Source organism: Pseudomonas sp. PLMAX (assembly GCF_046042685.1).
Lineage (GTDB): Bacteria > Pseudomonadota > Gammaproteobacteria > Pseudomonadales > Pseudomonadaceae > Aquipseudomonas > Aquipseudomonas putida_AE.
The window spans coordinates 156,492-180,289 of record NZ_CP064949.1 but is presented as its reverse complement, the minus strand read 5'-3'; the positions used below and the strand labels follow the sequence as shown (position 1 = coordinate 180,289).

Annotated in this window: 22 protein-coding genes; 13 read left to right on the top strand and 9 right to left on the bottom strand. The window is 60.9% G+C overall.

What is annotated here, in order from left to right; all coding sequences use genetic code 11:
* Positions 1-14 precede the first annotated feature (14 nt).
* Together choX and DKB71_RS00815 are read left to right on the top strand one after the other, a co-directional pair.
* On the top strand, positions 15-935 hold the full coding sequence (choX, locus tag DKB71_RS00820) for a choline ABC transporter substrate-binding protein (RefSeq protein ID WP_408599379.1): 921 nt from the start codon (positions 15-17) through the stop codon (positions 933-935).
* Between the two features lie 141 nt (positions 936-1,076).
* Positions 1,077-2,645: a SulP family inorganic anion transporter gene (locus tag DKB71_RS00815; RefSeq protein WP_406593016.1), complete on the top strand. Its 1,569-nt coding sequence runs from the start codon at positions 1,077-1,079 to the stop codon at positions 2,643-2,645.
* 73 nt (positions 2,646-2,718) lie between these two features.
* Here DKB71_RS00815 and aroE read toward each other — a convergent pair whose 3' ends face one another.
* Entirely contained in the window at positions 2,719-3,546 is an 828-nt protein-coding gene (gene aroE / locus DKB71_RS00810) for a shikimate dehydrogenase (protein ID WP_323607362.1), read from the bottom strand.
* A 12-nt stretch (positions 3,547-3,558) separates the two neighbouring features.
* Entirely contained in the window at positions 3,559-4,473 is a 915-nt protein-coding gene (hemF, locus tag DKB71_RS00805; protein WP_323625766.1) for an oxygen-dependent coproporphyrinogen oxidase, read from the bottom strand.
* 163 nt (positions 4,474-4,636) lie between these two features.
* Between hemF and DKB71_RS00800 the strand changes: the two genes are divergently transcribed.
* A complete protein-coding gene (locus DKB71_RS00800) occupies positions 4,637-5,614 on the top strand; it encodes an NADPH:quinone reductase (RefSeq protein WP_408599378.1) in 978 nt (325 codons plus the stop codon).
* 99 nt (positions 5,615-5,713) lie between these two features.
* Here DKB71_RS00800 and DKB71_RS00795 read toward each other — a convergent pair whose 3' ends face one another.
* The 3 genes from DKB71_RS00795 to DKB71_RS00785 form a co-directional block, all read right to left on the bottom strand.
* Positions 5,714-6,271: an L-threonylcarbamoyladenylate synthase gene (locus DKB71_RS00795; RefSeq protein WP_008064654.1), complete on the bottom strand. Its 558-nt coding sequence runs from the start codon at positions 6,269-6,271 to the stop codon at positions 5,714-5,716.
* Positions 6,272-6,325: 54 nt separating this feature from the next.
* A complete protein-coding gene (gene dprA / locus DKB71_RS00790) occupies positions 6,326-7,432 on the bottom strand; it encodes a DNA-processing protein DprA (protein ID WP_408599377.1) in 1,107 nt (368 codons plus the stop codon).
* Between the two features lie 80 nt (positions 7,433-7,512).
* Entirely contained in the window at positions 7,513-8,538 is a 1,026-nt protein-coding gene (locus tag DKB71_RS00785; RefSeq protein ID WP_406591861.1) for a LysM peptidoglycan-binding domain-containing protein, read from the bottom strand.
* 172 nt (positions 8,539-8,710) lie between these two features.
* On the opposite strand from DKB71_RS00785, the gene def reads away from it, so the two are divergent.
* The 5 genes from def to DKB71_RS00760 all read left to right on the top strand — a co-directional run bounded on the left by def (position 8,711) and on the right by DKB71_RS00760 (position 13,423).
* Positions 8,711-9,217, top strand: a complete 507-nt coding sequence (gene def / locus DKB71_RS00780) for a peptide deformylase (RefSeq protein WP_408599376.1) — start codon at positions 8,711-8,713, stop codon at positions 9,215-9,217.
* Positions 9,218-9,285: 68 nt separating this feature from the next.
* Positions 9,286-10,245, top strand: a complete 960-nt coding sequence (fmt, locus tag DKB71_RS00775) for a methionyl-tRNA formyltransferase (protein ID WP_408599375.1) — start codon at positions 9,286-9,288, stop codon at positions 10,243-10,245.
* Complete coding sequence (rsmB, locus tag DKB71_RS00770) at positions 10,242-11,552, top strand: 16S rRNA (cytosine(967)-C(5))-methyltransferase RsmB (RefSeq protein ID WP_408599374.1); 1,311 nt, start codon at positions 10,242-10,244, stop codon at positions 11,550-11,552. Before fmt ends, rsmB begins: the two co-directional genes overlap by 4 nt.
* Positions 11,553-11,574: 22 nt before the next feature.
* A complete protein-coding gene (gene trkA, locus DKB71_RS00765; protein ID WP_046818627.1) occupies positions 11,575-12,948 on the top strand; it encodes a Trk system potassium transporter TrkA in 1,374 nt (457 codons plus the stop codon).
* A 160-nt stretch (positions 12,949-13,108) separates the two neighbouring features.
* A complete protein-coding gene (locus DKB71_RS00760) occupies positions 13,109-13,423 on the top strand; it encodes a tetratricopeptide repeat protein (protein WP_274073790.1) in 315 nt (104 codons plus the stop codon).
* Here DKB71_RS00760 and DKB71_RS00755 read toward each other — a convergent pair whose 3' ends face one another.
* From DKB71_RS00755 to tag, 3 genes are all read right to left on the bottom strand, one after another.
* Complete coding sequence (locus DKB71_RS00755) at positions 13,424-13,663, bottom strand: PilZ domain-containing protein (RefSeq protein WP_408599373.1); 240 nt, start codon at positions 13,661-13,663, stop codon at positions 13,424-13,426.
* 73 nt (positions 13,664-13,736) lie between these two features.
* The gene (locus DKB71_RS00750) at positions 13,737-14,624 is read right to left on the bottom strand and encodes a lysophospholipid acyltransferase (protein WP_274073789.1); all 888 of its coding nucleotides are present in this window, start codon (positions 14,622-14,624) and stop codon (positions 13,737-13,739) included.
* A gap of 40 nt (positions 14,625-14,664) precedes the next feature.
* Entirely contained in the window at positions 14,665-15,222 is a 558-nt protein-coding gene (gene tag / locus DKB71_RS00745) for a DNA-3-methyladenine glycosylase I (protein ID WP_323625759.1), read from the bottom strand.
* Positions 15,223-15,303: 81 nt separating this feature from the next.
* On the opposite strand from tag, the gene glyQ reads away from it, so the two are divergent.
* From glyQ to DKB71_RS00720, 5 genes are all read left to right on the top strand, one after another.
* On the top strand, positions 15,304-16,257 hold the full coding sequence (glyQ, locus tag DKB71_RS00740) for a glycine--tRNA ligase subunit alpha (protein WP_003213601.1): 954 nt from the start codon (positions 15,304-15,306) through the stop codon (positions 16,255-16,257).
* Entirely contained in the window at positions 16,254-18,308 is a 2,055-nt protein-coding gene (gene glyS / locus DKB71_RS00735; protein ID WP_408599372.1) for a glycine--tRNA ligase subunit beta, read from the top strand. The genes glyQ and glyS overlap by 4 nt, the downstream gene beginning before the upstream one ends.
* A gap of 6 nt (positions 18,309-18,314) precedes the next feature.
* Entirely contained in the window at positions 18,315-18,848 is a 534-nt protein-coding gene (gmhB, locus tag DKB71_RS00730) for a D-glycero-beta-D-manno-heptose 1,7-bisphosphate 7-phosphatase (protein ID WP_408599371.1), read from the top strand.
* A gap of 67 nt (positions 18,849-18,915) precedes the next feature.
* Positions 18,916-19,695: a lysophospholipid acyltransferase family protein gene (locus DKB71_RS00725; protein WP_408599370.1), complete on the top strand. Its 780-nt coding sequence runs from the start codon at positions 18,916-18,918 to the stop codon at positions 19,693-19,695.
* 236 nt (positions 19,696-19,931) lie between these two features.
* Positions 19,932-21,263 carry an IS4 family transposase gene (locus DKB71_RS00720; protein WP_323629399.1) on the top strand — a complete coding sequence of 444 codons (1,332 nt, stop codon included), beginning with the start codon at positions 19,932-19,934 and terminating at the stop codon, positions 21,261-21,263.
* 112 nt (positions 21,264-21,375) lie between these two features.
* On the opposite strand, the gene gyrB is transcribed toward DKB71_RS00720, so the two are convergent.
* Positions 21,376-23,793, bottom strand: coding sequence for a DNA topoisomerase (ATP-hydrolyzing) subunit B (gene gyrB / locus DKB71_RS00715; protein WP_077185067.1), 2,418 nt, complete (start codon positions 23,791-23,793; stop codon positions 21,376-21,378).
* Between the last annotated feature and the right edge of the window lie 5 nt (positions 23,794-23,798).

The window sequence follows — 23,798 nt, the reverse complement described above, 5'->3', positions numbered from 1 at the left end:
TCAAGGGGAAGTCCATGCAAAGGTTATCCACAGTACTGACGGTCGGGCTCCTGGCCCTGGGCAGTGCGTCGGTGTATGCCGATCAGAGTTGCGAGACGGTGAAGATGGCCGACCCGGGCTGGAGCGACATCGCCGCGACCAACGCCATCACCGGGTTTCTGCTGGACGGCATGGGCTACAAGGCCAAGGTCGATACTCTCGCCGTGCCGATCACCTTTGGCGGGCTCAAGGAAGGCCAGGTGGATGTCTTCCTCGGCAACTGGATGCCGGCGCAGCAGGGCTTCTACGACAAGTTCGTTGCCACGGGTGACGTCACGCAACTGGCGAAGAATCTCGACGGCACCGAGTTCACCCTCGCTGTCCCGGATTACGTGTGGGACGCGGGTGTGCATAACTTTGCCGACTTGAACAAGTACGCCGACAAGTTCGACCACAAGATCTATGGCATCGGCTCTGGCGCACCGGCCAACATCTCGCTGCAAGAGATCATCAAGAAAAATGATTTCGACATGGGTCAGTGGAAACTGGTCGAATCCAGCGAGCAGGCCATGCTGGCGGAAGTGTCCCGGGCGGTGAAGAAGCAGAAGTTCGTGACCTTCCTCGGCTGGACGCCGCACCCGATGAATGTGCAGTTGAAAATGCATTACCTGAAAGGCGGCGAGAAATATTTCGGTGACACCGGCAGCGTCCACACCCTGACCCGCAAAGGTTATGCACAGGCCTGCCCGAACGTCGGCAAGCTGCTCACCAACCTGAGCTTCACCCAGGAGATGGAGAACAGCATCATGGCCGAGGTGGTGAACAAGAAAGTCAGCAATGCCGATGCGGCCAAGGCGTGGATCAAGGCCAATCCGGCCGTGCTGGACAAGTGGCTCGATGGCGTGAAGACCGTGGATGGCAAGGATGCGTTGCCGGCCGTGAAAGCCAAGCTCTAATCCATGTGGGAGCGGGCTTGCTCGCGAATGCGGTGGATCAGTCGACATTGAAGTTGCCTGATCCACCGCATTCGCGAGCAAGCCCGCTCCCACGATGCGTGGTGCTGATACCCTTATGCAAAACCCAACCCGAGAGGACCCATGGCCCTTCCCAGCCGCCATTCACTCTTCCCATTCCTTTCATGGTTACCCCGGCAAACCCGCGCCAGCGTCGGTCGTGACCTGGTCGTCGGCCTCAGTGGCGCGATTCTCGCGTTGCCGCAATCCATCGCCTACGCACTGATTGCCGGCCTTCCACCGGAGTACGGCCTGTATGCGGCGATCATCCCGGTGTTGATTGCTTGCCTGTGGGGCTCGTCGTGGCATCTGATCTGCGGTCCTACGGCGGCCATCTCCATCGTCCTGTACGCCAGCGTCAGTCCACTGGCCGTGCCGGCGACGCAAGACTACGTCACCCTGATCCTGTTACTGACCTTCCTGGCCGGGATTTTCCAGTGGCTGCTGGGATTGCTGCGCTTTGGTGCGCTGGTCAATTTCGTCTCTCATTCAGTGGTGCTTGGCTTCACCCTCGGCGCGGCGGTGGTGATTGCCGTCGGCCAGTTGCCCAACCTGCTGGGCCTGGACCTGCCCAGCCAGGCCACCGCCCTGGACAGTTTCATCACCTTGTTCAAACACCTGGGTGAAGTGGATAAACCCTCGCTCATGCTCGGCTTGGCTACTGTCGTGGTCGGCGTGATTCTCAAGCTGTGCCTGCCGCGCTGGCCGACCCTGTTGATAACCCTGGTGCTGGCAGCCCTGCTGGTCTGGGCCTGGCCATCGATGTTCGGGCATGTGCGACTGGTCAGCGCCTTCACTGGCCAGCTGCCGCCCTTGAGCCCACTGCCGCTTGACCTCGATCTGATCCTGCGCCTGCTGCCCAGTGCCGTGGCGGTCGGTATGCTCGGGCTGGTCACCAGTTTGTCGATTGCCCGCTCGATATCTGCACGTTCGCAGCAACTCCTCGACGCCAACCAGGAAGTTCGCGCCCAAGGCCTGTCCAATATCGTCGGTGCGTTTTTTTCCGGATCGCTCTCGGCCGGCTCGTTCACCCGTTCGGGGCTGAGCTACGAAGCGGGTGCCTGTTCGCCACTGGCGGGGATTTTTTCGGCCTTGTGGGTGGCGCTGTTTGCGATTTTTGGCGCGAACCTGATCGCCCACATTCCAATCCCGGCCATGGCCGGCAGCATTTTGCTGATCGCCTGGGGCCTGGTGGATCATCGGGGTATTCGTGCGTTGCTGCGGGTCAGCCGCGCCGAGTTCATGGTCATGAGCCTGACCTGCATCGCCACGCTGCTGTTGGAACTGCAGACGGCGATCTATGCCGGGGTGTTGGCGTCGCTGTTCTTTTACCTCAAGCGCACCTCACAACCACGGGTGCAGCATTTACGCGACGGCGATGAAGACATTCTGCGGGTCGGCGGCTCGATCTTTTTCGGCGCCAGCCATTACCTGCAAGTTCGCCTGCAACGCATGCACGGTGCACGCGTGGTGATCGAGGCGCAGCAGATCAATTTCATCGACTATTCAGGGGTAGAGATGCTGCATCAGGAAGCGCGGCGGCTATTGCGCCAGGACCGCAGCCTGACCCTGCGCCGGGCCAGGCCGCAGGTGGTGGATGAATTGAGGAAGCTGGAAGGGGCAGAAAAATGCCCGATACGCTTTGAGGATTGAAATCCTTGTAGGAGCTGGCTTGCCAGCGAAGGCGTCCTTAAGTACGCCAAAAGCTTCGCGGGCAAGCCCGCTCCTACAGGGACTGTGTCAATTGCCGACGAAGCTCCGCCAACACCGGTGCCGTATCCGGGCGCACCCCGCGCCACAGGAAGAACGCTTCCGCCGCCTGCTCGGCCAGCATCCCCAGGCCATCCATCGACACCGCCGCGCCGTGTTCGCTGGCCCAACGGCAGAACGAAGTCGGCTCCTTGCCGTACATCATGTCGTAGCAAACCGTTTTGCCCGGCTCGATCAGGCTTGGCGCAATCGGCGGCACATCGCCCGTGAGGCTCGCGGACGTCGCATTGATGATCAGGTCCACCGACTCCTGCAGCCAGTCATAACCACTGGCCGCTACCGGGCCCAGATCGCAGAACAATTCCGCCAGTAATTCGGCCTTATCCACCGTGCGATTGGCGATGATCACCGACGCCGGCTGCTCGGCCAGCAATGGCTCCAGAGCGCCGCGCACCGCGCCACCGGCACCCAGCAGCAGGATGCGCTTGCCCTTTAGGCTGAACCCGGCGTTGACCGTGAGATCCCGCACCAGCCCGGCGCCATCGGTGTTGTCGCCCAGCAAGGTGCCGTCGGCCAGCTTGCTCAGCGTGTTCACCGCGCCGGCCCGTTGCGCCCGCGCCGTCAGGCTGTCCGCGAGGCGAAAGGCATCTTCCTTGAACGGCACCGTCACATTCGCACCACGACCTTCAAGGAAAAATGCCCGGGCGCAGCCGGAGAAGTCGTCGAGGGGCGCCAGCGAGGTGCTGTAGTCGAGTTTCTGCGCGGTCTGCTCGGCGAACAGGCGATGAATCAGCGGCGATTTGCTGTGGCCAATCGGGTTACCGAAAACGACATAACGGTCCATCAACATTCCTCTTCAGGCCTGGGCCAACCAATCGCGGTCTTGCAGGAAGTACTCGGTCAGGCGCGCTTCTTCGCTGCCAGGCTCGGCTTTCCAGTCGTAACCCCAGCGTACCTGCGGCGGCAGAGACATGAGGATCGACTCGGTACGGCCACCCGATTGCAGGCCGAACAGCGTGCCACGGTCGTAGACCAGGTTGAACTCGACGTAGCGCCCGCGGCGGAACTCCTGGAATTCCCGCTGTTTGGCGGTGTAGGCAGCGTTCTTGCGGCGTTGCACGATCGGCAGGTATGCCTCGATGAACGCATCACCGATGGCCCGCATGAACGCGAAGCTGGTGTCGAAGTCCCACTCGTTCAGGTCGTCGAAAAACAGGCCGCCGATACCCCGGGGCTCGTGCCGATGCTTGATGTGGAAATAGCTGTCGCACCAGGCCTTGTAACGCGGGTAGACGTCCGCACCGAACGGCGCGCAGGCCTGCTCGGCGACGCGGTGCCAGTGCACGCAATCTTCTTCGTTGCCGTAGTACGGCGTCAGGTCGAAACCGCCGCCAAACCACCAGACCGGCTCTTCACCTTCCTTTTCGGCGATGAAGAATCGCACGTTGGCGTGGGAAGTCGGTACATGCGGGTTGTGCGGGTGGATCACCAGCGACACGCCCAGGGCCTCGAAGCCACGCCCGGCCAGTTCCGGCCGATGGGCGCTGGCCGACGGCGGCAAACCGCTGCCGAAGACGTGGGAAAAGTTGACGCCGCCCTTTTCGATGACCGTGCCATTTTCGACCACCCGCGTGCGCCCGCCACCGCCGGCGGGCCGGGTCCAGGCATCTTCGACGAAGCGCGTGCCGCCGTCTTCGGCCTCCAGGGCAGTGCAAATACGGTCTTGCAGATCGAGCAGGTAGGCTTTTACGGCCTCGGTGCGGGTAGTCATGGCATCACCTTGGATCGGGCAAAGCTACGCGGCGCTCCAGCGGAGCCGAGCCTGCGCAAATGGGCGCGTAGCATAACACCGCCGATGCGCTCGTCGCAGTTGACGAAGATCACGCTTCGGCGCCAGATAGCGCACTTGGTAAAACGATCTCAGGAGAGTGCAGATGGCAAAGCGTATCCAGTTCCGTACCCATGGCGGCCCGGAAGTACTTGAGTATGTGGACTACCAACCCGCCGAGCCCGGCCCGCAGCAGGTCCGCGTGACCAACAAGGCCATCGGCCTGAACTTCATCGACACCTATTACCGCAGCGGCCTCTACCCGCCACCGGCCCTGCCATCGGGTCTGGGTTCGGAAGGCGCGGGCGTGGTCGACGCGGTCGGCAGCGAAGTGACCCGGTTCAAGGTCGGCGATCGCGTGGCTTATGGCAGCGGCCCGTTGGGCGCTTACAGCGAAGTTCACGTGTTGCCCGAAGCCAACCTGGTGCGCCTGCCGGACGCCATCACTTTCGAACAGGCTGCCGGAGTGATGCTCAAGGGCCTGACCGTGCAGTACCTGCTGCGCCAGACCTATGAACTCAAGGGTGGCGAAACCATCCTGTTCCACGCCGCTGCGGGGGGTGTCGGCTCCCTGGCCTGCCAATGGGCCAAGGCCTTGGGCGTGAAGCTGATCGGCACGGTGAGTTCGCCAGAGAAAGCCGCGCTGGCCAAGGCCAATGGTGCCTGGGCGACCATCGACTACAGCCATGAAAACGTCGCGCAACGGGTACTGGAATTGACTGAAGGCAAGAAAGTCCCGGTGGTGTACGACGGCGTCGGCAAGGACACCTGGCTGACTTCCCTCGATAGCGCGGCGCCCCGTGGGCTGGTGGTGAGCTTCGGTAATGCATCCGGGGCTGTGGACGGGGTGAACCTGGGGATTCTGGCGGGCAAAGGCTCGTTGTACGTCACCCGGCCGACGCTGGCGACCTATGCCAACAATGCCGAGAACCTGCAGCGCATGGCCGATGAGTTGTTCGAGATGATCATCAGCGGCAAGCTGACGGTGGACATCAGCCAGCGTTTTCCACTGGCGGATGCAGCGAAGGCGCAGACCGAGTTGTCGGCGCGGCGTACGACTGGGTCGGTCATTCTGTTGCCTTGAGGACGCCTTCGCGAGCAAGCCCGCTCCCACATTGGTTCTGTGTCATTCACAAAATCCAATGTGGGAGCGGGCTTGCTCGCGAAGAACGATAACGCGGTCTTAATCGGGGCGCACAACATGCCCGGTCGCCAGATCCCGAATAACACTCGGATTCTTGCGCCCACCCAGGTTCCCGCCCAACACCAGATCAACCTGGCCCCGGAAATACTGCTCGACGCGAATCCGCGTACGCGCCGCCGGCCGGCCCTGGGGGTTGGCGGACGTCGACACCAGCGGCCCGACCAACGCGCACAAATCCCGCACCTGAGGATGATCGCTGACCCGCAACGCCACCGTTTCATGCACCCCGGTAATCCACTCCGGCAACATGTTCTGATGGGGCACCAGCCAGGTGTTCGGCCCCGGCCAGGTACTGGCCATACGGTCCATCCACAGTTCGGGGAAGTCTTCGAAGAGGAAGTCGAACTGGCGGATATTGTCGGCGACCAGGATCAGGCCCTTATCAACCGAGCGCCCCTTGATCAGCAGCAACCGATCCACTGCCTCTTCATCCCACGGGTCGCAACCCAGCCCCCAGACTGCTTCGGTTGGGTAGGCAATCACCGCCCCTGCGCGAATTGCTCGTGCGGCTTGCTGCACACGCCAACTGTTGACCATGAAAAACTCTCCAGAATAAGGCTCTGCGCAGTTTACCGTTCTTCCTCGTAAAACCTAGCTCACCCGCGCAAACCAGCGTCCGTTTTCACAGACAGCACGGCCGTCCATTTCCAGCTCCGTCAACGTCGCCAGGACCTTGGGCAAGGTCCAACCGCTGGCATCGGCCAGCGCTTCACTGGTGTGGGGGGCGGCGTGGAGCAGGGTCAGCAGCGGATGGCTCGATGTGGCCGCGGGTGTTTGCGTTGAAAAAGGCAGCTGCTGCCAGCCCCGCAAGCCTTCGAGGATATGCTCGATGGTTTCCACCAGCACGGCGCCGTCGCGGATCAGCTGATGGCATCCGCGGGCGCCGGGATGATGAATCGACCCGGGAATCGCATACACCTCGCGTCCCTGTTCCGCCGCCAGCCGGGCCGTGATCAATGAACCGCTGGCAACGCTGGCTTCGACCACCAGCACGCCCAGGGACAGACCGCTGATGATCCGGTTGCGTCGGGGGAAGTTACCGGCGCTGGGCGCGGTGTCCAGCGGAAACTCCGAAAGCACCGCGCTACCCGACGCGATCATGGCGTCCGCCAGGCGCCGGTTGCGCTGTGGATAAAAGTTTTCAAGACCCGTGCCAAGTACCCCGACCGTTCGCCCGCCAACGTCCAGTGCCGCCTGATGCGCGGCAGCATCGATGCCCAGCGCCAGGCCGCTGGTGATGACGAAACCGGCACCAGCCAGGCTGCGGGAAAACGCGGTGGCGGTGTCCATGCCGGGCCGTGAAGCACGACGACTGCCGACCATCGCCAGCTGCGGTTTTTCCAGGATCTGCGCATCGCCGGCCACGAACAGCAACGGCGGCGCGTCGCTGATCTGCGCCAGCAACGCCGGGTAGTCAGGCTGGTCCCACATCAGTAAATGCTGGCCCTGACGCTCTAGCCAGGCCAATGCATGGCTGGCGCCGTCACGAACTTCCGGGGCGCGCCGGGCCTCGCAACACACCTGCGGCAAGCCCAGCGCTCGCCACGCGCTTGCCGGTGCACTAATGGCTTTGGACGCCGAACCGAAGGCTTCCAGCAATTTCCTGAATCGCGCCGGGCCAAGTTCGGGCAGACGGTGCAAACGTAGACGGGCTTCCAGTTCCGCGGGGGAAACCGGCGTAACAGCTGGTATCGACATGGATCATCCTTGATCGGTATGAGTACCCGTCGAAACGGGAATAAGCTGTGGATAACTCTGTTGGTAACTTGTGAAGTCAGCTAAGGATTTTGCACCTTGTCCAGCACTGCCAATGAACGTGACGCATGGAGCACCAGCCCATAGCTGAGCTTGTCGTAGGTGCGAAAAACCATCAGCAGGCCGGCGCGCTCATCGGGAATTTTCACTGGTTGGCCGGTGATCCGGTCGCGCACGGTTTCCCCGGTTTTCATCACCGCCAGCACATTGCCTTCGGCCAGGCCGTCCCGTTGCCCCTTGTTCAGGGTGACCACGTCCAGCGCACCGATCTGCGTGACCCCGCGCGGCACATCGATAATCAGGCCGTTGACCTGGGTCTCTGGGGCGCTGGGCATGAAGGTCGAATTGATCGAGCGTTCTTCGCCGCTGAACAGGCGGTCGCCGAGACGCACCTCCTGGGTCGTGCGTTGCAGCGCCAGAGTCGTGACGTCGCCCTCGGTGGCGATGATCTCGCCGCCGCCAATGTCATCGGCGTTGATCCCGAGGAACTCGTGGGTCTGCGGATCGCTGTAGACCTTGCCCTGGCGGAAGATGCCATACACCGGCTGAGCCGGGTCAAAGTGGCCGCGGGCGAAGATACGGTCGCCGGTGCCACTGAGTACGCGCTCGGCATCACCGGCAACGATATAAGGCGCCTGGTCGAAATCCTCGGCCTTGTCGACGATGCGGTTGCTCAGCAAGAAGCTGTTGATCGATTTCAGCGGGATGCTCGGGATGGCGTCGGCCACCGGACTGCTGCGCACCCGTGGCGAAAGCTTGATGGTCCCCCGCGAGGCGCCGCGATCGAGGGTCAGGCGCGGCTGGCCGTTGACGTAGACCAGCGACAGGCTGTCACCGGGGTAGATGAGATCTGGATTTTCAACCTGGGGATTGGCCTGCCAGAGTTGCGGCCACTGCCATGGCTCACGAAGATATTTGCCCGAGATGTCCCAGAGTGTGTCGCCCGTTGTCACGGTGTATTGCTGTGGAAAACCCTCCCTGAGTTGCACTTGCCCGTGCGCAAAACCTGCCGAGGCCAGGAGTAGCAGGGCGAGTAGTGATTTCCTCATGCGATGAATCCCTTTATTATGTGAGTTCGCGTGAAACGCCAGAGCCCTCGGTGGCTCGCTCCCGGCTTGCTTATGAAGAGAAGGGAGCTACGTTTTACACCGGTAGCCTGCATCTTCGGATCGGCCAGGCCATCGACCCGACCTTACTTCACATGTGCAGTCATCAAAGCTTATGGCCATTTTAAACATCCTCGAATTCCCTGACCCGCGCCTGCGTACGATCGCCAAGACAGTGACCGTAGTGGACGACGAAGTGCGTCAGCTGGTCGATGATATGTTTGAAACAATGTATGAGGCGCCAGGCATCGGCCTCGCCGCGACCCAGGTCAACGTGCACAAACGTATCGTCGTGATGGACCTCTCCGAAGACCGCAGCGAACCCCGGGTGTTCATCAACCCCGAGTTCGAGTCCCTGACCGACGAGATGGAGCAATACCAGGAAGGCTGCCTCTCGGTGCCGGGTTTCTACGAAAACGTCGATCGCCCGCAGAAGGTCAAGGTCAAGGCCCTGGACCGCGAAGGCCAGCCCTACGAACTGATCGCCGAAGGCCTGCTAGCCGTTTGCATCCAGCACGAATGCGACCACCTGAACGGCAAATTGTTCGTCGACTACCTGTCCACGCTCAAACGCGATCGCATCAAGAAGAAACTGGAAAAGCTTCACCGCCAGAACGCTTGATGCCCTCTTCAAAGGCTTGCCGCGGCAAGCCTTTTTCTTTTCAAGATGCTTTGTAATCGAGAGCTTTCATGACTGAGCCACTGCGCATTGTCTTTGCCGGCACCCCGGAATTCGCCGCCGAACACCTCAAGGCCCTGCTCGACAGCCCTTACGAGATCGTTGCGGTCTACACCCAGCCGGATCGTCCGGCGGGCCGCGGGCAAAAGCTGATGCCGAGCCCGGTCAAGCAGCTTGCCCTTGAAAATAACATTGCGGTATTACAACCGCCGACCCTGCGTAACGCAGACGCCCAGGCCGAATTGGCCGCGCTGAAGCCGGACTTGATGGTGGTGGTTGCCTACGGCCTGATCTTGCCGCAAGTGGTGCTGGATATTCCGCGCCTGGGCTGCATCAACAGCCACGCGTCCTTGTTGCCTCGCTGGCGCGGTGCGGCGCCGATCCAGCGCGCCGTCGAAGCCGGTGACAGCGAAAGCGGCGTGACCGTGATGCGCATGGAAGCCGGCCTCGACACCGGCCCGATGCTGCTCAAGGTCATCACCCCGATCAGCGCCCAGGACACCGGCGGCAGTCTGCACGACCGCCTGGCCGAAATGGGTCCGCCTGCCGTGGTCCAGGCGATTGCCGGCCTCGCCGCCGGTACGCTCGAAGGTGAAACGCAGGACGACAGCCTGGCCACCTACGCACACAAGTTGAACAAGGACGAGGCGCGCATCGACTGGACGCGTCCAGCGGTTGAGCTGGAGCGTCTGGTTCGCGCTTTCAACCCTTGGCCGATCACCCACAGCACACTCAACGGCGAAGCGTTGAAGGTGCTGGCGGCAAACCTGGCCGAAGGGCAGGGCGCACCGGGTGAAATCCTCGGCGCCAGCAAGGACGGGCTGATCGTCGCCTGCGGTGAGCAGGCCCTGTGCCTGACCCGCCTGCAATTGCCCGGTGGCAAGGCGCTGAACTTCAGCGACCTGTTCAACAGCCGTCGTGAGAAATTCGCCATCGGTACCGTCCTCGGTCAAGCGGTGGACGCTCAATGAACCCGCGTCTGGCCGCCGCAAAGGCACTCACCGCTGTCCTGAACGGAAAAGCCTCGCTCAACAGCTCGTTGCCGACGCAACTGGACAAGGTCGAAGACCGTGACCGCGGCTTCACCCAGGACCTGGCGTTCGGCACCGCTCGCTGGCAGCCGCGTTTGTCGGCGCTGGCGGCCAAGCTGCTGCAGAAGCCGTTCAAGGCGGCCGACGCCGACGTCGAGGCACTGTTGCTGGTCGGTCTGTACCAACTGCTCTACACCCGCGTCCCGCCACACGCCGCGATCGGCGAAACCGTGGGTTGCGCCGACAAGCTGAAAAAGCCCTGGGCCAAGGCCTTGCTCAATGCCGTGCTGCGCCGCGCGCAGCGGGAAAGCGAAACCCTGCTGGCCGAGCTGGAACACGACCCGGTGGTGCGTACCGCTCACCCGCGCTGGCTGCAAAAGTCGCTCAAGGCCTTCTGGCCCGAGCAGTGGGAAGCCATTTGCACGGCGAACAATGCGCACCCGCCCATGATCCTGCGGGTCAACCGCCGCCATCACAGCCGTGACGCCTACCTCGGACTGCTGAGTGAAGCAGGCATTGCCGCCAGTGCCTGCGTCTACAGCCGCGACGGCATCATCCTCGAGGCAGCCGCCGACGTGCGCAGCCTGCCAGGCTTCGCCGAAGGCTGGATCAGCGTGCAAGACGAAGCGGCCCAACTGGCAGCCGATTTGCTCGACCTGGCGCCGGGCCAGCGCGTGCTCGATGCGTGCTGCGCCCCGGGCGGCAAGACCTGCCATATCCTTGAAGCCGAACCGAAACTGGCCGGCGTCGTCGCCGTGGACCTCGAAGCCAAGCGCCTGGTACGGGTCCGCGAGAACCTCGAACGCCTGAAACTGAGCGCCGAACTGATCGCCGCCGACGGCCGCGACACCGCCACCTGGTGGGACGGCAAGCCTTTCCAGCGCATCCTCCTCGATGCCCCGTGCTCGGCCACCGGCGTCATTCGTCGTCACCCGGACATCAAGCTGACGCGCCAGCCCGATGACATCGTCGCGCTCGCAGTGCTGCAAGGCGAGCTGCTCGACGCCATGTGGCATACCCTGGAAGTGGGTGGCATCCTGCTCTACGCCACCTGTTCCACGCTGCCGACCGAAAACACCGAAGTGATCGAGGCCTTCCTCGCTCGCACACCCGGTGCCCGCGAACTGGACCTGGCCACAACGGCCGGGATCAGGCAGCCCCATGGGCGGCAACTGCTGGCCCAGGAAGGCGGCCACGACGGGTTCTACTACGCCAAGCTGATCAAGATCGCCGCCGCACGCGGTTAAACGGATTCAACGGAGTGACTGGATGAAAATCATCATCCTCGGAGCAGGGCAGGTCGGCGGTTCGCTGGCGGAGCACCTGGCAAGCGAAGCGAATGACATCACCGTGGTCGACACCGACGGCGAACGCCTGCGTGACCTCGGTGACCGGCTGGACATCCGCACGGTGCAAGGGCGCGGGTCGCTGCCGAGCATCCTGCGCCAGGCTGGCGCCGACGACGCCGACATGCTGGTCGCCGTGACCAGCAGCGATGAAACCAACATGGTGGCGTGCCAGGTAGCCCATACCCTGTTCCATACACCGACCAAGATCGCCCGCGTCCGTGAAGCGGCGTACCTGACCCGCACCGAACTGTTCGACAACGAAGCCATCCCGGTGGATGTGCTGATCAGCCCCGAGCAGGTAGTCACCAACTACATCAAGCGCCTGATCCAGCATCCGGGCGCCCTGCAGGTGATCGACTTCGCCGAAGGCAAGGCGCAATTGGTTGCGGTGCGGGCTTACTACGGCGGGCCGCTGGTGGGGCAGCAACTGCGCCAGCTGCGCGAGCACATGCCCAACGTCGAAACCCGCGTGGCGGCGATTTTCCGTCGCGACCGGCCGATCCTGCCCCAGGGCGATACGGTGATCGAAGCGGACGACGAAGTATTTTTCATTGCTGCGCGGGCGAACATTCGGGCGGTCATGAGTGAAATGCGCCGTCTCGACGAGACCTACAAGCGCATCGTCATCGCCGGTGGCGGGCAGATCGGCGAGCGTCTGGCCGAGGCCATCGAAAGCCGTTACCAGGTGAAGATCATCGAGATGAACCCGGCGCGCTGCCGTCATCTCTCGGACACCCTCGACAGCACGGTGGTATTGCAGGGCAGCGCCTCCGACCGTGACCTGCTGCTGGAAGAGAACATCGCCGACGCGGACATCTTCCTGGCCCTGACCAACGATGACGAGGCCAACATCATGTCCTCGCTGCTGGCCAAGCGCCTGGGGGCGAAGAAGGTGATGACCATCATCAACAACCCGGCCTACGTCGACCTGATCCAGGGCGGTGACATCGATATCGCCATCAGCCCGCAACTGGCGACCATCGGCACCTTGCTGGCTCATGTGCGTCGCGGCGATATCGTCAGCGTGCACTCACTGCGCCGCGGCGCGGCGGAAGCCATCGAGGCCATTGCCCATGGCGATGCGAAATCGAGCAAGGTGATCGGCAAGGCCATCGAAAACATAGGCTTGCCGCCGGGTACTACGATTGGCGCTATTATTCGCGATGAAGAGGTCATTATCGCGCACGATGACACCGTGATCGCAGCTGGCGACCATGTGATCCTGTTCCTTGTGGATAAAAAGCATATTCGCGATGTGGAGAAACTGTTCCACGTAGGGCTGAGCTTCTTCTGATCCGAGTTTTTTGCTGCCAGCAGGGGCCTCTTCGCGAGCAAGCCCGCTCCCACATTTGATCTTTGGTGAACACAAAACCAATGTGGGAGCGGGCTTGCTCGCGAAGGCGGCCTCACTAATCCGGATGAACGCCTGACACCCCTAAGATAAGGAATCCACCATGCTCGAATCCCTGGAAAAAATGCTCGCCAAGGGTGTGGATAACTCGCTACTGCGCTTCGGGCTGGGCAAGGGTTATCTGGATCTGGGTGAGAACGCCAAGGCGGCGGAGCATTTCCAGCGCTGCGTCGAATTCGATCCGAAATATTCGGCGGCCTGGAAATTACTCGGCAAGGCCCATCTGGCCCTGACGGACTTTGCAGCCGCACGGCAGGCCTGGGAACAAGGCATCGAGGCCGCCATCGCCCATGGCGACAAGCAAGCCGAGAAGGAAATGACGGTGTTTCTGAAAAAGCTCGACCGTCAGGCGCACTGATCAGAGGTAGCGCAAACCAATGCCTTCGGCATCCACCTGCACCACTTCCATACGCACCTGCGGCGCGCCTGTGGGCAAGTCCTGGACCTGCCCGTAGACCACCGCACCCCGAGGCAAGGCGGCCAGGGCCGGATGCTTGACGTAGACCCCGGTGGCCGACAGGTTACGGGTCTGGCCCAGGCATTCGCCGAGGCTTTCATGACTGATCTTGATGCGAAATGATTTGCGCTGTTCGGACATCTGCTGCGCCCTTGAATGAACGGTTGTGGATAACGCCCCAGGTCAAGGTTATCCACAGATCATGCCAATCAACTCAATACCAGCGTTCTTCGCCCGGTGGACGCTTCTTGAAGCGTTTCATGCTCCACATGTACTGGCTCGGATACGCCCCCACGTAACGCTCGACGACCTTGCTCATGGCAGCGCAGGAGGTGGCGGTATCGGTGCTGTACATCTCTTCGGGCGCGGCTTCCAGGATTACTTTGTAGCCTGAACCGTCCGGCAGCCGCAGGGCATGCAGGAACACGCCGACCGCCTTGCCGCCGGCGAGCATGTTGGGCACGAACTTGCTGGTCAGCGCCTGGGTGGCGAAAAACGGCACGAAGATCCCGGCGGATTCGGCCGGTTCCGGGTCGGCGGGAATACCCACCGCACCACCTTTGCGCACTTCCTTGATGACGCTGAGGATGCCTTCCTTGGTCGAAGCGGCCACCTTGTTGCCCAGCTGCACCCGTTGCTTTTGCAACAATTCATCCACCGCCTTCAATTTCGGCGGGCGATAGAAAATGATGGGTTTGCACTGGCTGCAATAAAAGTGGTTGAGCACTTCCCAGTTGCCCAGGTGACTGGTGATGCCGACCACGCCCTTGCCGGAGGCGAGGGCGTCCTTCAATACATCGAGGCCTTCCACTTCGCGGACCAGGTCGATGGAACGCTGGGCCGGCCAGATCCAGGCGCAGGCGCTTTCGGTCAGGGACTTGCCGATGTCTTTGAGGCTCTGGCCCACCAGGCGCTCACGCTCGGCGGGGTCCATGTCGGGAAAACACTTGGACAGATTGATCCGTACCACATCGCGGGAACGGTTCGGGGTTTTCCACATGACCCAGCCTATCGCCGAGCCTACGGCCTGAACGGCCCGCCACGGGAGCAGGGCAAACAGCCGCAGAGCGCCTACCAGCAAGGCGCCTTTCAACTTATCCACAGGTCACTCCTGATCTTGTGCTGTGCGCGAGGCGGCTATTCTAACCGCCGTTCGCCAGCAGCGCGTAGCGATCGCAATCCCGGGTGTGGTCCATGACCATGCCCGAGGCCTGCATCAGCGCGTAGCAAATGGTCGGGCCAACGAAGGTGAAACCGGCTTTTTTCAAGCCCTTGCTCATCTCCACCGCCTCGGGCGTGATGGCCGGCACGTCGGAGCGGTCCTTGAAATGATTGATCTTCGGCACACCGCCGACAAAGGACCAGAGAAACCCCACCGGGTCCTCCAGCGCCATCCAGGCCTGGGCATTGCGCCGGGCCGCGTTGAGCTTGAGGCGATTACGGATGATGCCCGGGTCGAGCATCAATTCATCGATTTCCGTGTCGCTCATCTGCGCCACGCGCTGCACGTCGAAGCCGTACAGCACCTGGCGATAGTGCTCGCGTTTGCGCAGCACAGTGATCCAGGAAAGGCCGGCCTGGAACCCTTCGAGCAAAAGCAACTCGAACAGTCCCTGCGCATCGCGTAGCGGCGTGCCCCACTCCTGATCGTGATATGCCATGTACAGCGGATCTTCGGAACACCAAAAGCAGCGTGGCATAAGGCTCCAGGGGGCGTGCGCAGCAATGAATCGGGTATACTCCCGCTCTTTAAATCGCAGCCCAAGAAACAGGTGAATTTCGTGAGCCAGCCTACGCCAGCCGTGCGTACCTTCCAAGACTTGATCCTCGCCCTCCAGCAATACTGGGCCGAGCAAGGTTGTGTGGTACTTCAGCCCTACGATATGGAAGTAGGCGCCGGCACTTTCCACACTGCAACATTCCTGCGCGCCATTGGCCCGGAAACCTGGAACGCCGCTTATGTGCAGCCAAGTCGTCGCCCGACTGACGGCCGCTACGGCGAAAACCCGAACCGTCTGCAGCACTACTACCAGTTCCAGGTGGTGCTCAAGCCGAACCCGGACAACTTCCAGGAGCTGTACCTGGGCTCCCTCAAGCACGTTGGCCTGGACCCGTTGGTCCACGACATCCGCTTCGTCGAAGACAACTGGGAATCGCCGACCCTCGGCGCCTGGGGTCTGGGCTGGGAAGTCTGGCTCAACGGCATGGAAGTGACCCAGTTCACCTACTTCCAGCAAGCGGGCGGCATCGAATGCTACCCGGTGACCGGCGAGATCACTTACGGCCTCGAGCGTCTGGCCATGTACCTGCAGGGCGTGGACTCGGTCTACGACCTGGTCTGGGCTGACGGTCCGTTCGGCAAAGTGACCTACGGCGACGTGTTCCACCAGAACGAAGTGGAGCAGTCGACCTACAACTTCGAACACGCCAACGTCGAGAAGCTGTTCGAACTGTTCGATTTCTACGAAAGCGAAGCCAAGCGCCTGATCGAACTCGACCAGCCGCTGCCGTTGCCGAGCTACGAAATGGTGTTGAAGGCGTCCCATACCTTCAACCTGCTGGATGCGCGCCGGGCGATTTCCGTAACCGCGCGTCAGCAATACATCCTGCGTGTGCGCACCCTGGCGCGTTCCGTTGCGCAAGCCTACCTGCTGGCTCGCGCCAAGCTGGGCTTCCCGATGGCGACCCCGGACCTGCGTGACGAAGTACTGGCCAAGCTGGAGGCTGCACAATGAGTGCTCTGGATTTTCTGGTTGAACTGGGCACTGAAGAACTGCCACCCAAGGCCCTGAACACCTTGGCCGAGGCGTTTCTTGCCGGTATCGACAAAGGCCTGCAAGCTGCCGGCCTGAACTACGAGACCAAAACCGTTTATGCCGCGCCGCGCCGTCTGGCGGTGCTGATCATGTCGCTGGCTACCCAGCAGCCGGATCGCAGCATCAACCTCGATGGCCCGCCACGTCAGGCCGCGTTCGATGCTGAAGGCAACCCGACCCAAGCGGCGCTGGGCTTTGCCAAGAAGTGCGGCGTCGACCTGAGCGAAATCGATCAGAGCGGTCCGAAACTGCGCTACAGCCAGAGCATCGCCGGCAAGCCGACCGCGAGCCTGCTGCCGACCATCGTCGAAGATTCGCTGAACGACCTGCCGATCCCGAAACGCATGCGTTGGGGTGCGCGCAAGGAAGAGTTCGTGCGTCCGACCCAATGGCTGGTGATGCTGTTCGGTGACCAGGTCATCGACTGCACCATCCTCGCCCAGAAGTCCGGCCGCGATTCCCGTGGTCACCGCTTCCATCACCCGGAAAACGTGCGCATCGGTTCGCCGTCCAGCTACCTGGCCGACCTGCGTGCCGCCTACGTGCTGGCCGACGCCAACGAGCGTCGCGACATCATCAGCAAGCGCACCGAAGAGCTGGCCACCCGCCAGGAAGGCACGGCGATCGTTCCGCCAGCCCTGCTCGACGAAGTGACCGCGCTGGTCGAGTGGCCGGTACCGCTGGTGTGCTCGTTCGAGGAACGTTTCCTCGACGTGCCGCAAGAAGCACTGATCACCACCATGCAGGACAACCAGAAGTACTTCTGCCTGCTGGATGCCGAAGGCAAGTTGCTGCCACGTTTCATTACCGTGGCCAACATCGAAAGCAAAGACCCGCAGCAGATCATCGCCGGTAACGAGAAAGTGGTTCGCCCACGCCTGACCGACGCCGAGTTCTTCTTCAAGCAAGACAAGAAGCAGAAGCTCGAAGACTTCAACCAGCGCCTGCAAAACGTGGTGTTCCAGGAAAAACTCGGCAGTGTCTACGACAAGGCCGAACGCGTTTCCAAGCTGGCCGCCTACATCGCTGCGCGCATTGGCGGCAACGCTTCGTGGGCCGCTCGCGCAGGCTTGCTGTCCAAGTGCGACCTGGCGACCGAAATGGTCGGCGAGTTCCCGGAGATGCAAGGTGTCGCCGGTTACTACTACGCCCTCAATGATGGCGAGCCGGAAGACGTCGCCCTGGCCCTGAACGAGCAGTACATGCCGCGCGGTGCCGGTGCCGAACTGCCAGCCACCCTGACCGGTGCGGCCGTGGCCATCGCCGACAAGCTCGATACCCTGGTGGGAATCTTCGGTATCGGCATGTTGCCGACCGGCAGCAAAGACCCGTACGCACTGCGCCGTGCTGCGTTGGGTGTGCTGCGTATCCTGATCGAGAAACAACTGGATCTGGACCTGAACGACGCCGTGGCCTTCGCCGTGAATGCGTTCGGTACCAAGGTCAAGGCTGCCGGCCTCAACGACGCTGTGCTGGAATTCATCTTCGACCGCCTGCGTGCGCGTTATGAGGATGAAGGCGTCGACGTGGCGACCTACCTGTCGGTTCGCGCACTGAACCCGGGCTCGGCCCTGGATTTCGACCAGCGCGTGCAAGCGGTACAAGCCTTCCGCAAATTACCGGAAGCCGCAGCCCTGGCGGCAGTGAACAAGCGCGTATCGAACTTGCTGAGCAAGGTCGAAGGCTCGGTGCCGACCGTGGTCGAAGCCAAGTATTTCGACAATGCCAACGAGTTCTCCCTGTACTCGGCGATCCAGCAGGCTGACCAGGCTGTCCAGCCTATGGCGGCGGCACGTCAGTACAGCGAATCGCTGGCACGCCTGGCCGCCTTGCGCGAGCCGGTCGACGCGTTCTTCGAAGCGGTGATGGTCAACGCGGAAGATGCCAATGTCCGCGCTAACCGTTATGCACTGCTGGCGCGCCTGCGTGGGCTGTTCCTCGGCGTCGCCGACATTTCGCTGCTGGGGTAAGACTGTTTGAAACTGCTGATTCTCGATCGGGACGGGGTGATCAATCACGACTCCGACGCTTACATCAAGTCGGTGGAGGAGTGGATTCCACTCCCCGGATCGATCGAAGCCATCGCGCAGTTGAGCAAGGCCGGCTGGACGGTGGCGGTCGCCACCAACCAGTCGGGCATCGCTCGCGGCTACTACGACCTCGCCACCCTGGACGCCATGCACGAGCGCTTGCGCTCGCTGGTGGCCGAGCAGGGTGGGGAAGTCGGGCTGATCGTCTACTGCCCGCACGGGCCGGACGAAGGCTGCGATTGCCGCAAGCCAAAACCCGGGATGCTGAAAAGCATCGCCGCACATTACAACGTATCGCTGACAAATCTATGGTTCGTCGGCGATAGTCTCGGTGACCTGGAAGCCGCCAAAGCCGTCGATTCTCAGCCAGTTTTGGTAAAGACCGGGAAAGGCGAAAAGACTTTGGGCAAGACCCTTCCGGTAGGCACATTGATTTTCGACGATCTGGCGGCGATTGCCGCAGAACTTATCCACAATTAGAGCGCTTTCGAAATCCTGACCAAGGAACGTTCGGGAGTGCGCTTGAACCGTTACGGTAAACGTCGCCATGTCGATACTGCAGGCCATCAGAACCTTCCTCTTTTACCTGCTGCTGGGCACCAGCTCCCTGCTGTGGTGCAGCCTGAGTTTTTTTATCGCGCCCTTTCTGCCATTCAAGGCGCGTTATCGCTTCATCAACGTCTATTGGTGCCGCTGCGCCTTGTGGCTGAGCAAGGTATTCCTGGGCATTCGCTACGAAGTGAAGGGTGCCGAGAACGTACCGGCACAGCCCTGCGTGATCCAGTCGAACCACCAGAGCACCTGGGAGACCTTTTTTCTCTCGGCCTATTTCTCGCCATTGAGCCAGGTGCTCAAGCGCGAACTGCTGTACGTGCCATTCTTCGGTTGGGCCATGGCCATGCTGCGTCCCATCGCCATCGACCGGGACAACCCGAAATCGGCACTCAAGCACGTCGCCAAGAAAGGCGATGAGTTACTAAAGGACAACGTCTGGGTGCTGATTTTCCCCGAAGGCACTCGCGTTCCCTACGGCACCATCGGCAAATTCTCCCGCGGCGGTACGGCACTGGCGGTCAATGCCGAGCTGCCGGTGCTGCCGATTGCGCATAACGCTGGCAAGTTCTGGCCAAAAACCGGTTGGAGGAAGAAGCAGGGTGTCATCACCGTGATCATCGGCGCACCGATGTATGCCGAAGGTAGCGGACCACGCGCCATTGCCGAATTGAACGACCGGGTCCAGGCCTGGAACGAGCAGATGCAGCGGGAAATGGGCTCTCTGCCACCGGCTCCGCAGGCGCCGGTTACCAACGATCAGGTGGTTGTCTGAGCGTCTGTGGATAAGCTGTGTACCGTTTGTGAGAAAAGCGTCGAAATCTTATCCTAACTTAATGATTTATATAGATATTTCTTAAGCTCTTAAAAAACCAAAAAACGTGCATAAGTTTTTTTCGGGCGCAAAAAAACCGGCTGATATAGCCTAATGCCGATCAGTTAAGCCATCTCGCTTGACCTTTGGCCGCAAGAAATCAAAATCCGATGCCTGAACTGGCATCGGATTTTTTTATGCGTCTCGCTCGGGCACTGGAACTGACCCACAACTTCGCTTCCACTCCAAACTCAATCGAGGGATTGGATTCCTTACTCGATCCTTCTTTGGTCGAGCAGGCGCTTGAACAGGCCGGCGTGGCGACGCTGCGCAAGCGGCGCTTGCCGCTGGAAATGATGCTCTGGTGCGTGATTTCCATGGCGTTCTTCCGGCGCATGTCGGCGTGGGATGTGGTCAGTCGCATGAACATCATGCTGCCGGGGCAACGCCCGTTAGTGGCCCCCAGCGCCGTAGTCCAGGCACGTCAGAGACTAGGTAGCGAAGCCGTACGACAAGTCTTCGACCTGACTCAGAAAAGTTGGCATGAAGCAGCTGAGCATCCGACTTGGGCCGGTTTGCGCTTGTTGAGCGTCGACGGTGTCGTCTGGCGAACGCCTGACACCCGCGAAAATCGAGCGCGCTACGATTCGGCCAGTAACCAGCACGGCGACACCGGTTTTCCCCAGGTACGCATGGTCTGTCAGATGGAATTGACGAGCCACATGTTGATCGGCAGCGCATTTGATGGCTATCGCAGCAACGAAATGAAACTGGCCGAACAACTGATCGACACCACGCCCGATCACTCGTTGACCCTATTCGATCGAGGTTTCTACTCCCTGGGATTGCTGCACCAGTGGCAGCAAGCAGGCACCGAGCGCCATTGGCTGATGCCACTGCGCAAGGGTGCGCAGTACGAAGTTGTTCAGCGTTTGGGCCGTCAGGATGCAATGGTCTCGTTAAGCACTTCGCCGCAGGCCCGCAAGCAATGGCCGGGACTGCCCGAGCGCCTGATTGCGCGCCTTCTGAGCAAAACCGTCAAGGGCAAGGTGTGTCAGATCCTGACGTCGATGACCGACCCGCTGCGCTTCCCGTCTGACGAAATAGTCGACCTGTACAGCCAGCGATGGGAGATCGAATTGGGCTTTCGGGAGATGAAACAGACGCTGCTCAACAGCAGCTATACCTTGCGCAGCAAGACACCCGAGATGATCGAGCAGGAGCTGTGGGGCGTGTTGCTGGGCTACAACCTGTTGCGCTATCAGATGGTAGAAATGAGCCGTCACTGTCCGGGAATTTACCCGTGCGAAATGAGTTTTACCGCCTGCACCTGGGCAATTTTAGGGTTTATCAACAGCGTCTCGGCCGACCGCTCCGGGAACATCCCCAAATACCTGGCCGAGCTTCATGCTTCAGCGCCGCACTATGTCCTGCCTCATCGGCGAGAGGAGCGTATTTATCCCCGAGCCATCCGGCTCAAATCGCCGAAGTATCCGATCAGAAATAAAAATGCCAGTCAGCTTAACTGACTGGCATTACTGATATAGCCGGTTTTTTTATGCCTGTAATGTGGGTCTTTCACTGGACACAAAAAAGGCCAACGCAAGCGTTGGCCTTTTTGGTCCAGCGGGTTAACCGGGATCAGAAGTCCAGGTTGGAAACCGCCAGGGCATTGCTTTCGATGAAGTCACGACGAGGTTCGACCGCATCACCCATCAGGGTGTTGAAGATCTGGTCCGCGCCAATGGCGTCTTCGATGGTCACTTTCAGCATCCGGCGAACGCTCGGATCCATGGTGGTTTCCCACAGCTGATCCGGGTTCATTTCACCCAGACCTTTGTATCGCTGGATGGTGTGGCGCTTGGTGCTTTCCGCCATCAACCAGTCCAGGGCTTCCTTGAACTCGGTGACCGCTTTCTTGCGCTCGCCGCGCTGGATGTACGCGCCCTCGTCCAGCAGGGTGCTCAGTTGGGCGCCCAGGGACACGACGGTCTTGTAGTCGTTGCTGCCGAAGAAGTCACGGTTGAAGGTGACGTAGTTCGACAGGCCGTGGGAGATCAGTTCGACCTCTGGCAGCCAGACATTACGTTCACGGTCTTCACGCAGGCTGGCCTTGTAGACCAGACCGGACTTCTCGACGGTGCGCAGGCGCACTTCGTACTGGGCCAGCCAATCCTGCATCGCAGCGTGATCGGACAGTTGCTCCAGGCTGACGGCCGGCAGGTAGATGAAGTGCTCGGTCAGTTCCTGTGGGTACAGGCGCGACAGACGCTTGAGGGTCTTCATCACCAGGCGGAAGTCATTCACCAGACGCTCAAGGGCTTCGCCAGAGATACCTGGTGCCTCTTCGTTCAGGTGCAGGCTCGCATCTTCCAGGGCCGACTGCGTCATGTACTCTTCCATGGCGTCGTCGTCTTTGATGTATTGCTCTTGCTTGCCTTTCTTCACCTTGTACAGCGGAGGCTGGGCGATGTAGATGTAGCCACGCTCGATCAGCTCCGGCAGCTGACGGAAGAAGAAGGTCAGCAGCAGGGTACGAATGTGCGAACCGTCGACGTCAGCATCGGTCATGATGATGATGTTGTGATAACGCAACTTGTCGATGTTGTACTCTTCGCGACCGATGCCGCAGCCCAGCGCGGTGATCAAGGTGCCCACTTCCTGGGAAGAGATCATCTTGTCGAAACGTGCCTTCTCGACGTTCAGGATTTTACCCTTGAGCGGGAGAATCGCCTGGGTCTTGCGGTTACGACCCTGCTTGGCAGAGCCGCCCGCGGAGTCACCTTCCACGAGGTACAGTTCGGAGAGGGCAGGGTCCTTTTCCTGGCAGTCAGCCAGTTTGCCCGGCAGGCCAGCGATGTCCAGCGCGCCCTTACGGCGGGTCATCTCACGGGCCTTGCGCGCGGCTTCACGGGCACGAGCCGCGTCGATCATCTTGCCGACGACCAGCTTGGCTTCGTTCGGGTTTTCCAGCAGGAAGTCGGAGAAGTACTTGCCCATTTCCTGTTCGACCGCGGTCTTCACTTCGGAAGAGACCAGCTTGTCCTTGGTCTGGGAGCTGAACTTCGGATCCGGTACTTTTACCGAGATGATCGCGGTCAGGCCTTCACGGGCGTCGTCACCGGTGGTGGCAACCTTGTGCTTCTTCGCCAGGCCTTCGGCTTCGATGTAGGTGTTGAGGTTACGCGTCAGTGCGGAACGGAAGCCCACCAGGTGAGTACCGCCGTCTCGCTGCGGGATGTTGTTGGTGAAGCACAACAGGTTCTCGTTGAAGCTGTCGTTCCACTGCAGGGCGATTTCCACGCCGATGCCGTCTTCACGCTGGATGTTGAAGTGGAACACCTGGTTGACCGGGGTCTTGTTGGTGTTCAGGTATTCAACGAACGCACGCAGGCCGCCTTCGTACTTGAACAACTCTTCCTTGCCGCTGCGCTCATCCTTGAGGACGATGCCGACACCGGAGTTGAGGAAGGACAGTTCACGAATCCGCTTGGCCAGGATGTCCCAGCTGAAGTGGATGTTCTTGAAGGTTTCGCTGGAAGCCTTGAAGTGGATCTGGGTACCGGTGGTTTCGCTGTCGCCAACGATCTTCATCGGTTCCTGAGGAACACCGTGTACGTAGGTCTGTTCCCAGATCTTGCCACTACGGCGCACCGTCAGAACAAGCTCTTCAGACAGTGCGTTCACTACCGACACGCCTACGCCGTGCAGGCCGCCAGATACCTTGTAGGAGTTGTCATCGAACTTACCGCCGGCGTGCAGAACGGTCATGATGACCTCGGCTGCCGAAACGCCTTCTTCTTTGTGCACGTCTACCGGGATGCCACGACCGTTGTCTTTAACGGTGATGGATTCGTCCGGGTGGATGATGATGCTGATGTCGTCGCAGTGGCCGGCGAGCGCTTCGTCGATCGAGTTATCGACCACCTCGAACACCATGTGGTGCAGACCGCTGCCATCGTCGGTGTCACCAATGTACATACCGGGACGTTTGCGTACGGCATCCAGGCCTTTCAGCACTTTAATGCTCGTTGAGTCGTACGTATTTTCTTCGCTCAATGCCT

Excerpts from the sequence above, each read along its gene's own strand:
- choX (WP_408599379.1), top strand. The coding sequence starts at position 15 with ATGCAAAGGTTATCCACAGTACTGACGGTCGGGCTCCTGGCCCTGGGC.
- DKB71_RS00815 (WP_406593016.1), top strand. The coding sequence starts at position 1,077 with ATGGCCCTTCCCAGCCGCCATTCACTCTTCCCATTCCTTTCATGGTTA.
- aroE (WP_323607362.1), bottom strand. The coding sequence starts at position 3,546 with ATGGACCGTTATGTCGTTTTCGGTAACCCGATTGGCCACAGCAAATCG.
- hemF (WP_323625766.1), bottom strand. The coding sequence starts at position 4,473 with ATGACTACCCGCACCGAGGCCGTAAAAGCCTACCTGCTCGATCTGCAA.
- DKB71_RS00800 (WP_408599378.1), top strand. The coding sequence starts at position 4,637 with ATGGCAAAGCGTATCCAGTTCCGTACCCATGGCGGCCCGGAAGTACTT.
- DKB71_RS00795 (WP_008064654.1), bottom strand. The coding sequence starts at position 6,271 with ATGGTCAACAGTTGGCGTGTGCAGCAAGCCGCACGAGCAATTCGCGCA.
- dprA (WP_408599377.1), bottom strand. The coding sequence starts at position 7,432 with ATGTCGATACCAGCTGTTACGCCGGTTTCCCCCGCGGAACTGGAAGCC.
- DKB71_RS00785 (WP_406591861.1), bottom strand. The coding sequence starts at position 8,538 with ATGAGGAAATCACTACTCGCCCTGCTACTCCTGGCCTCGGCAGGTTTT.
- def (WP_408599376.1), top strand. The coding sequence starts at position 8,711 with ATGGCCATTTTAAACATCCTCGAATTCCCTGACCCGCGCCTGCGTACG.
- fmt (WP_408599375.1), top strand. The coding sequence starts at position 9,286 with ATGACTGAGCCACTGCGCATTGTCTTTGCCGGCACCCCGGAATTCGCC.
- rsmB (WP_408599374.1), top strand. The coding sequence starts at position 10,242 with ATGAACCCGCGTCTGGCCGCCGCAAAGGCACTCACCGCTGTCCTGAAC.
- trkA (WP_046818627.1), top strand. The coding sequence starts at position 11,575 with ATGAAAATCATCATCCTCGGAGCAGGGCAGGTCGGCGGTTCGCTGGCG.
- DKB71_RS00760 (WP_274073790.1), top strand. The coding sequence starts at position 13,109 with ATGCTCGAATCCCTGGAAAAAATGCTCGCCAAGGGTGTGGATAACTCG.
- DKB71_RS00755 (WP_408599373.1), bottom strand. The coding sequence starts at position 13,663 with ATGTCCGAACAGCGCAAATCATTTCGCATCAAGATCAGTCATGAAAGC.
- tag (WP_323625759.1), bottom strand. The coding sequence starts at position 15,222 with ATGCCACGCTGCTTTTGGTGTTCCGAAGATCCGCTGTACATGGCATAT.
- glyS (WP_408599372.1), top strand. The coding sequence starts at position 16,254 with ATGAGTGCTCTGGATTTTCTGGTTGAACTGGGCACTGAAGAACTGCCA.
- DKB71_RS00725 (WP_408599370.1), top strand. The coding sequence starts at position 18,916 with ATGTCGATACTGCAGGCCATCAGAACCTTCCTCTTTTACCTGCTGCTG.
- DKB71_RS00720 (WP_323629399.1), top strand. The coding sequence starts at position 19,932 with ATGCGTCTCGCTCGGGCACTGGAACTGACCCACAACTTCGCTTCCACT.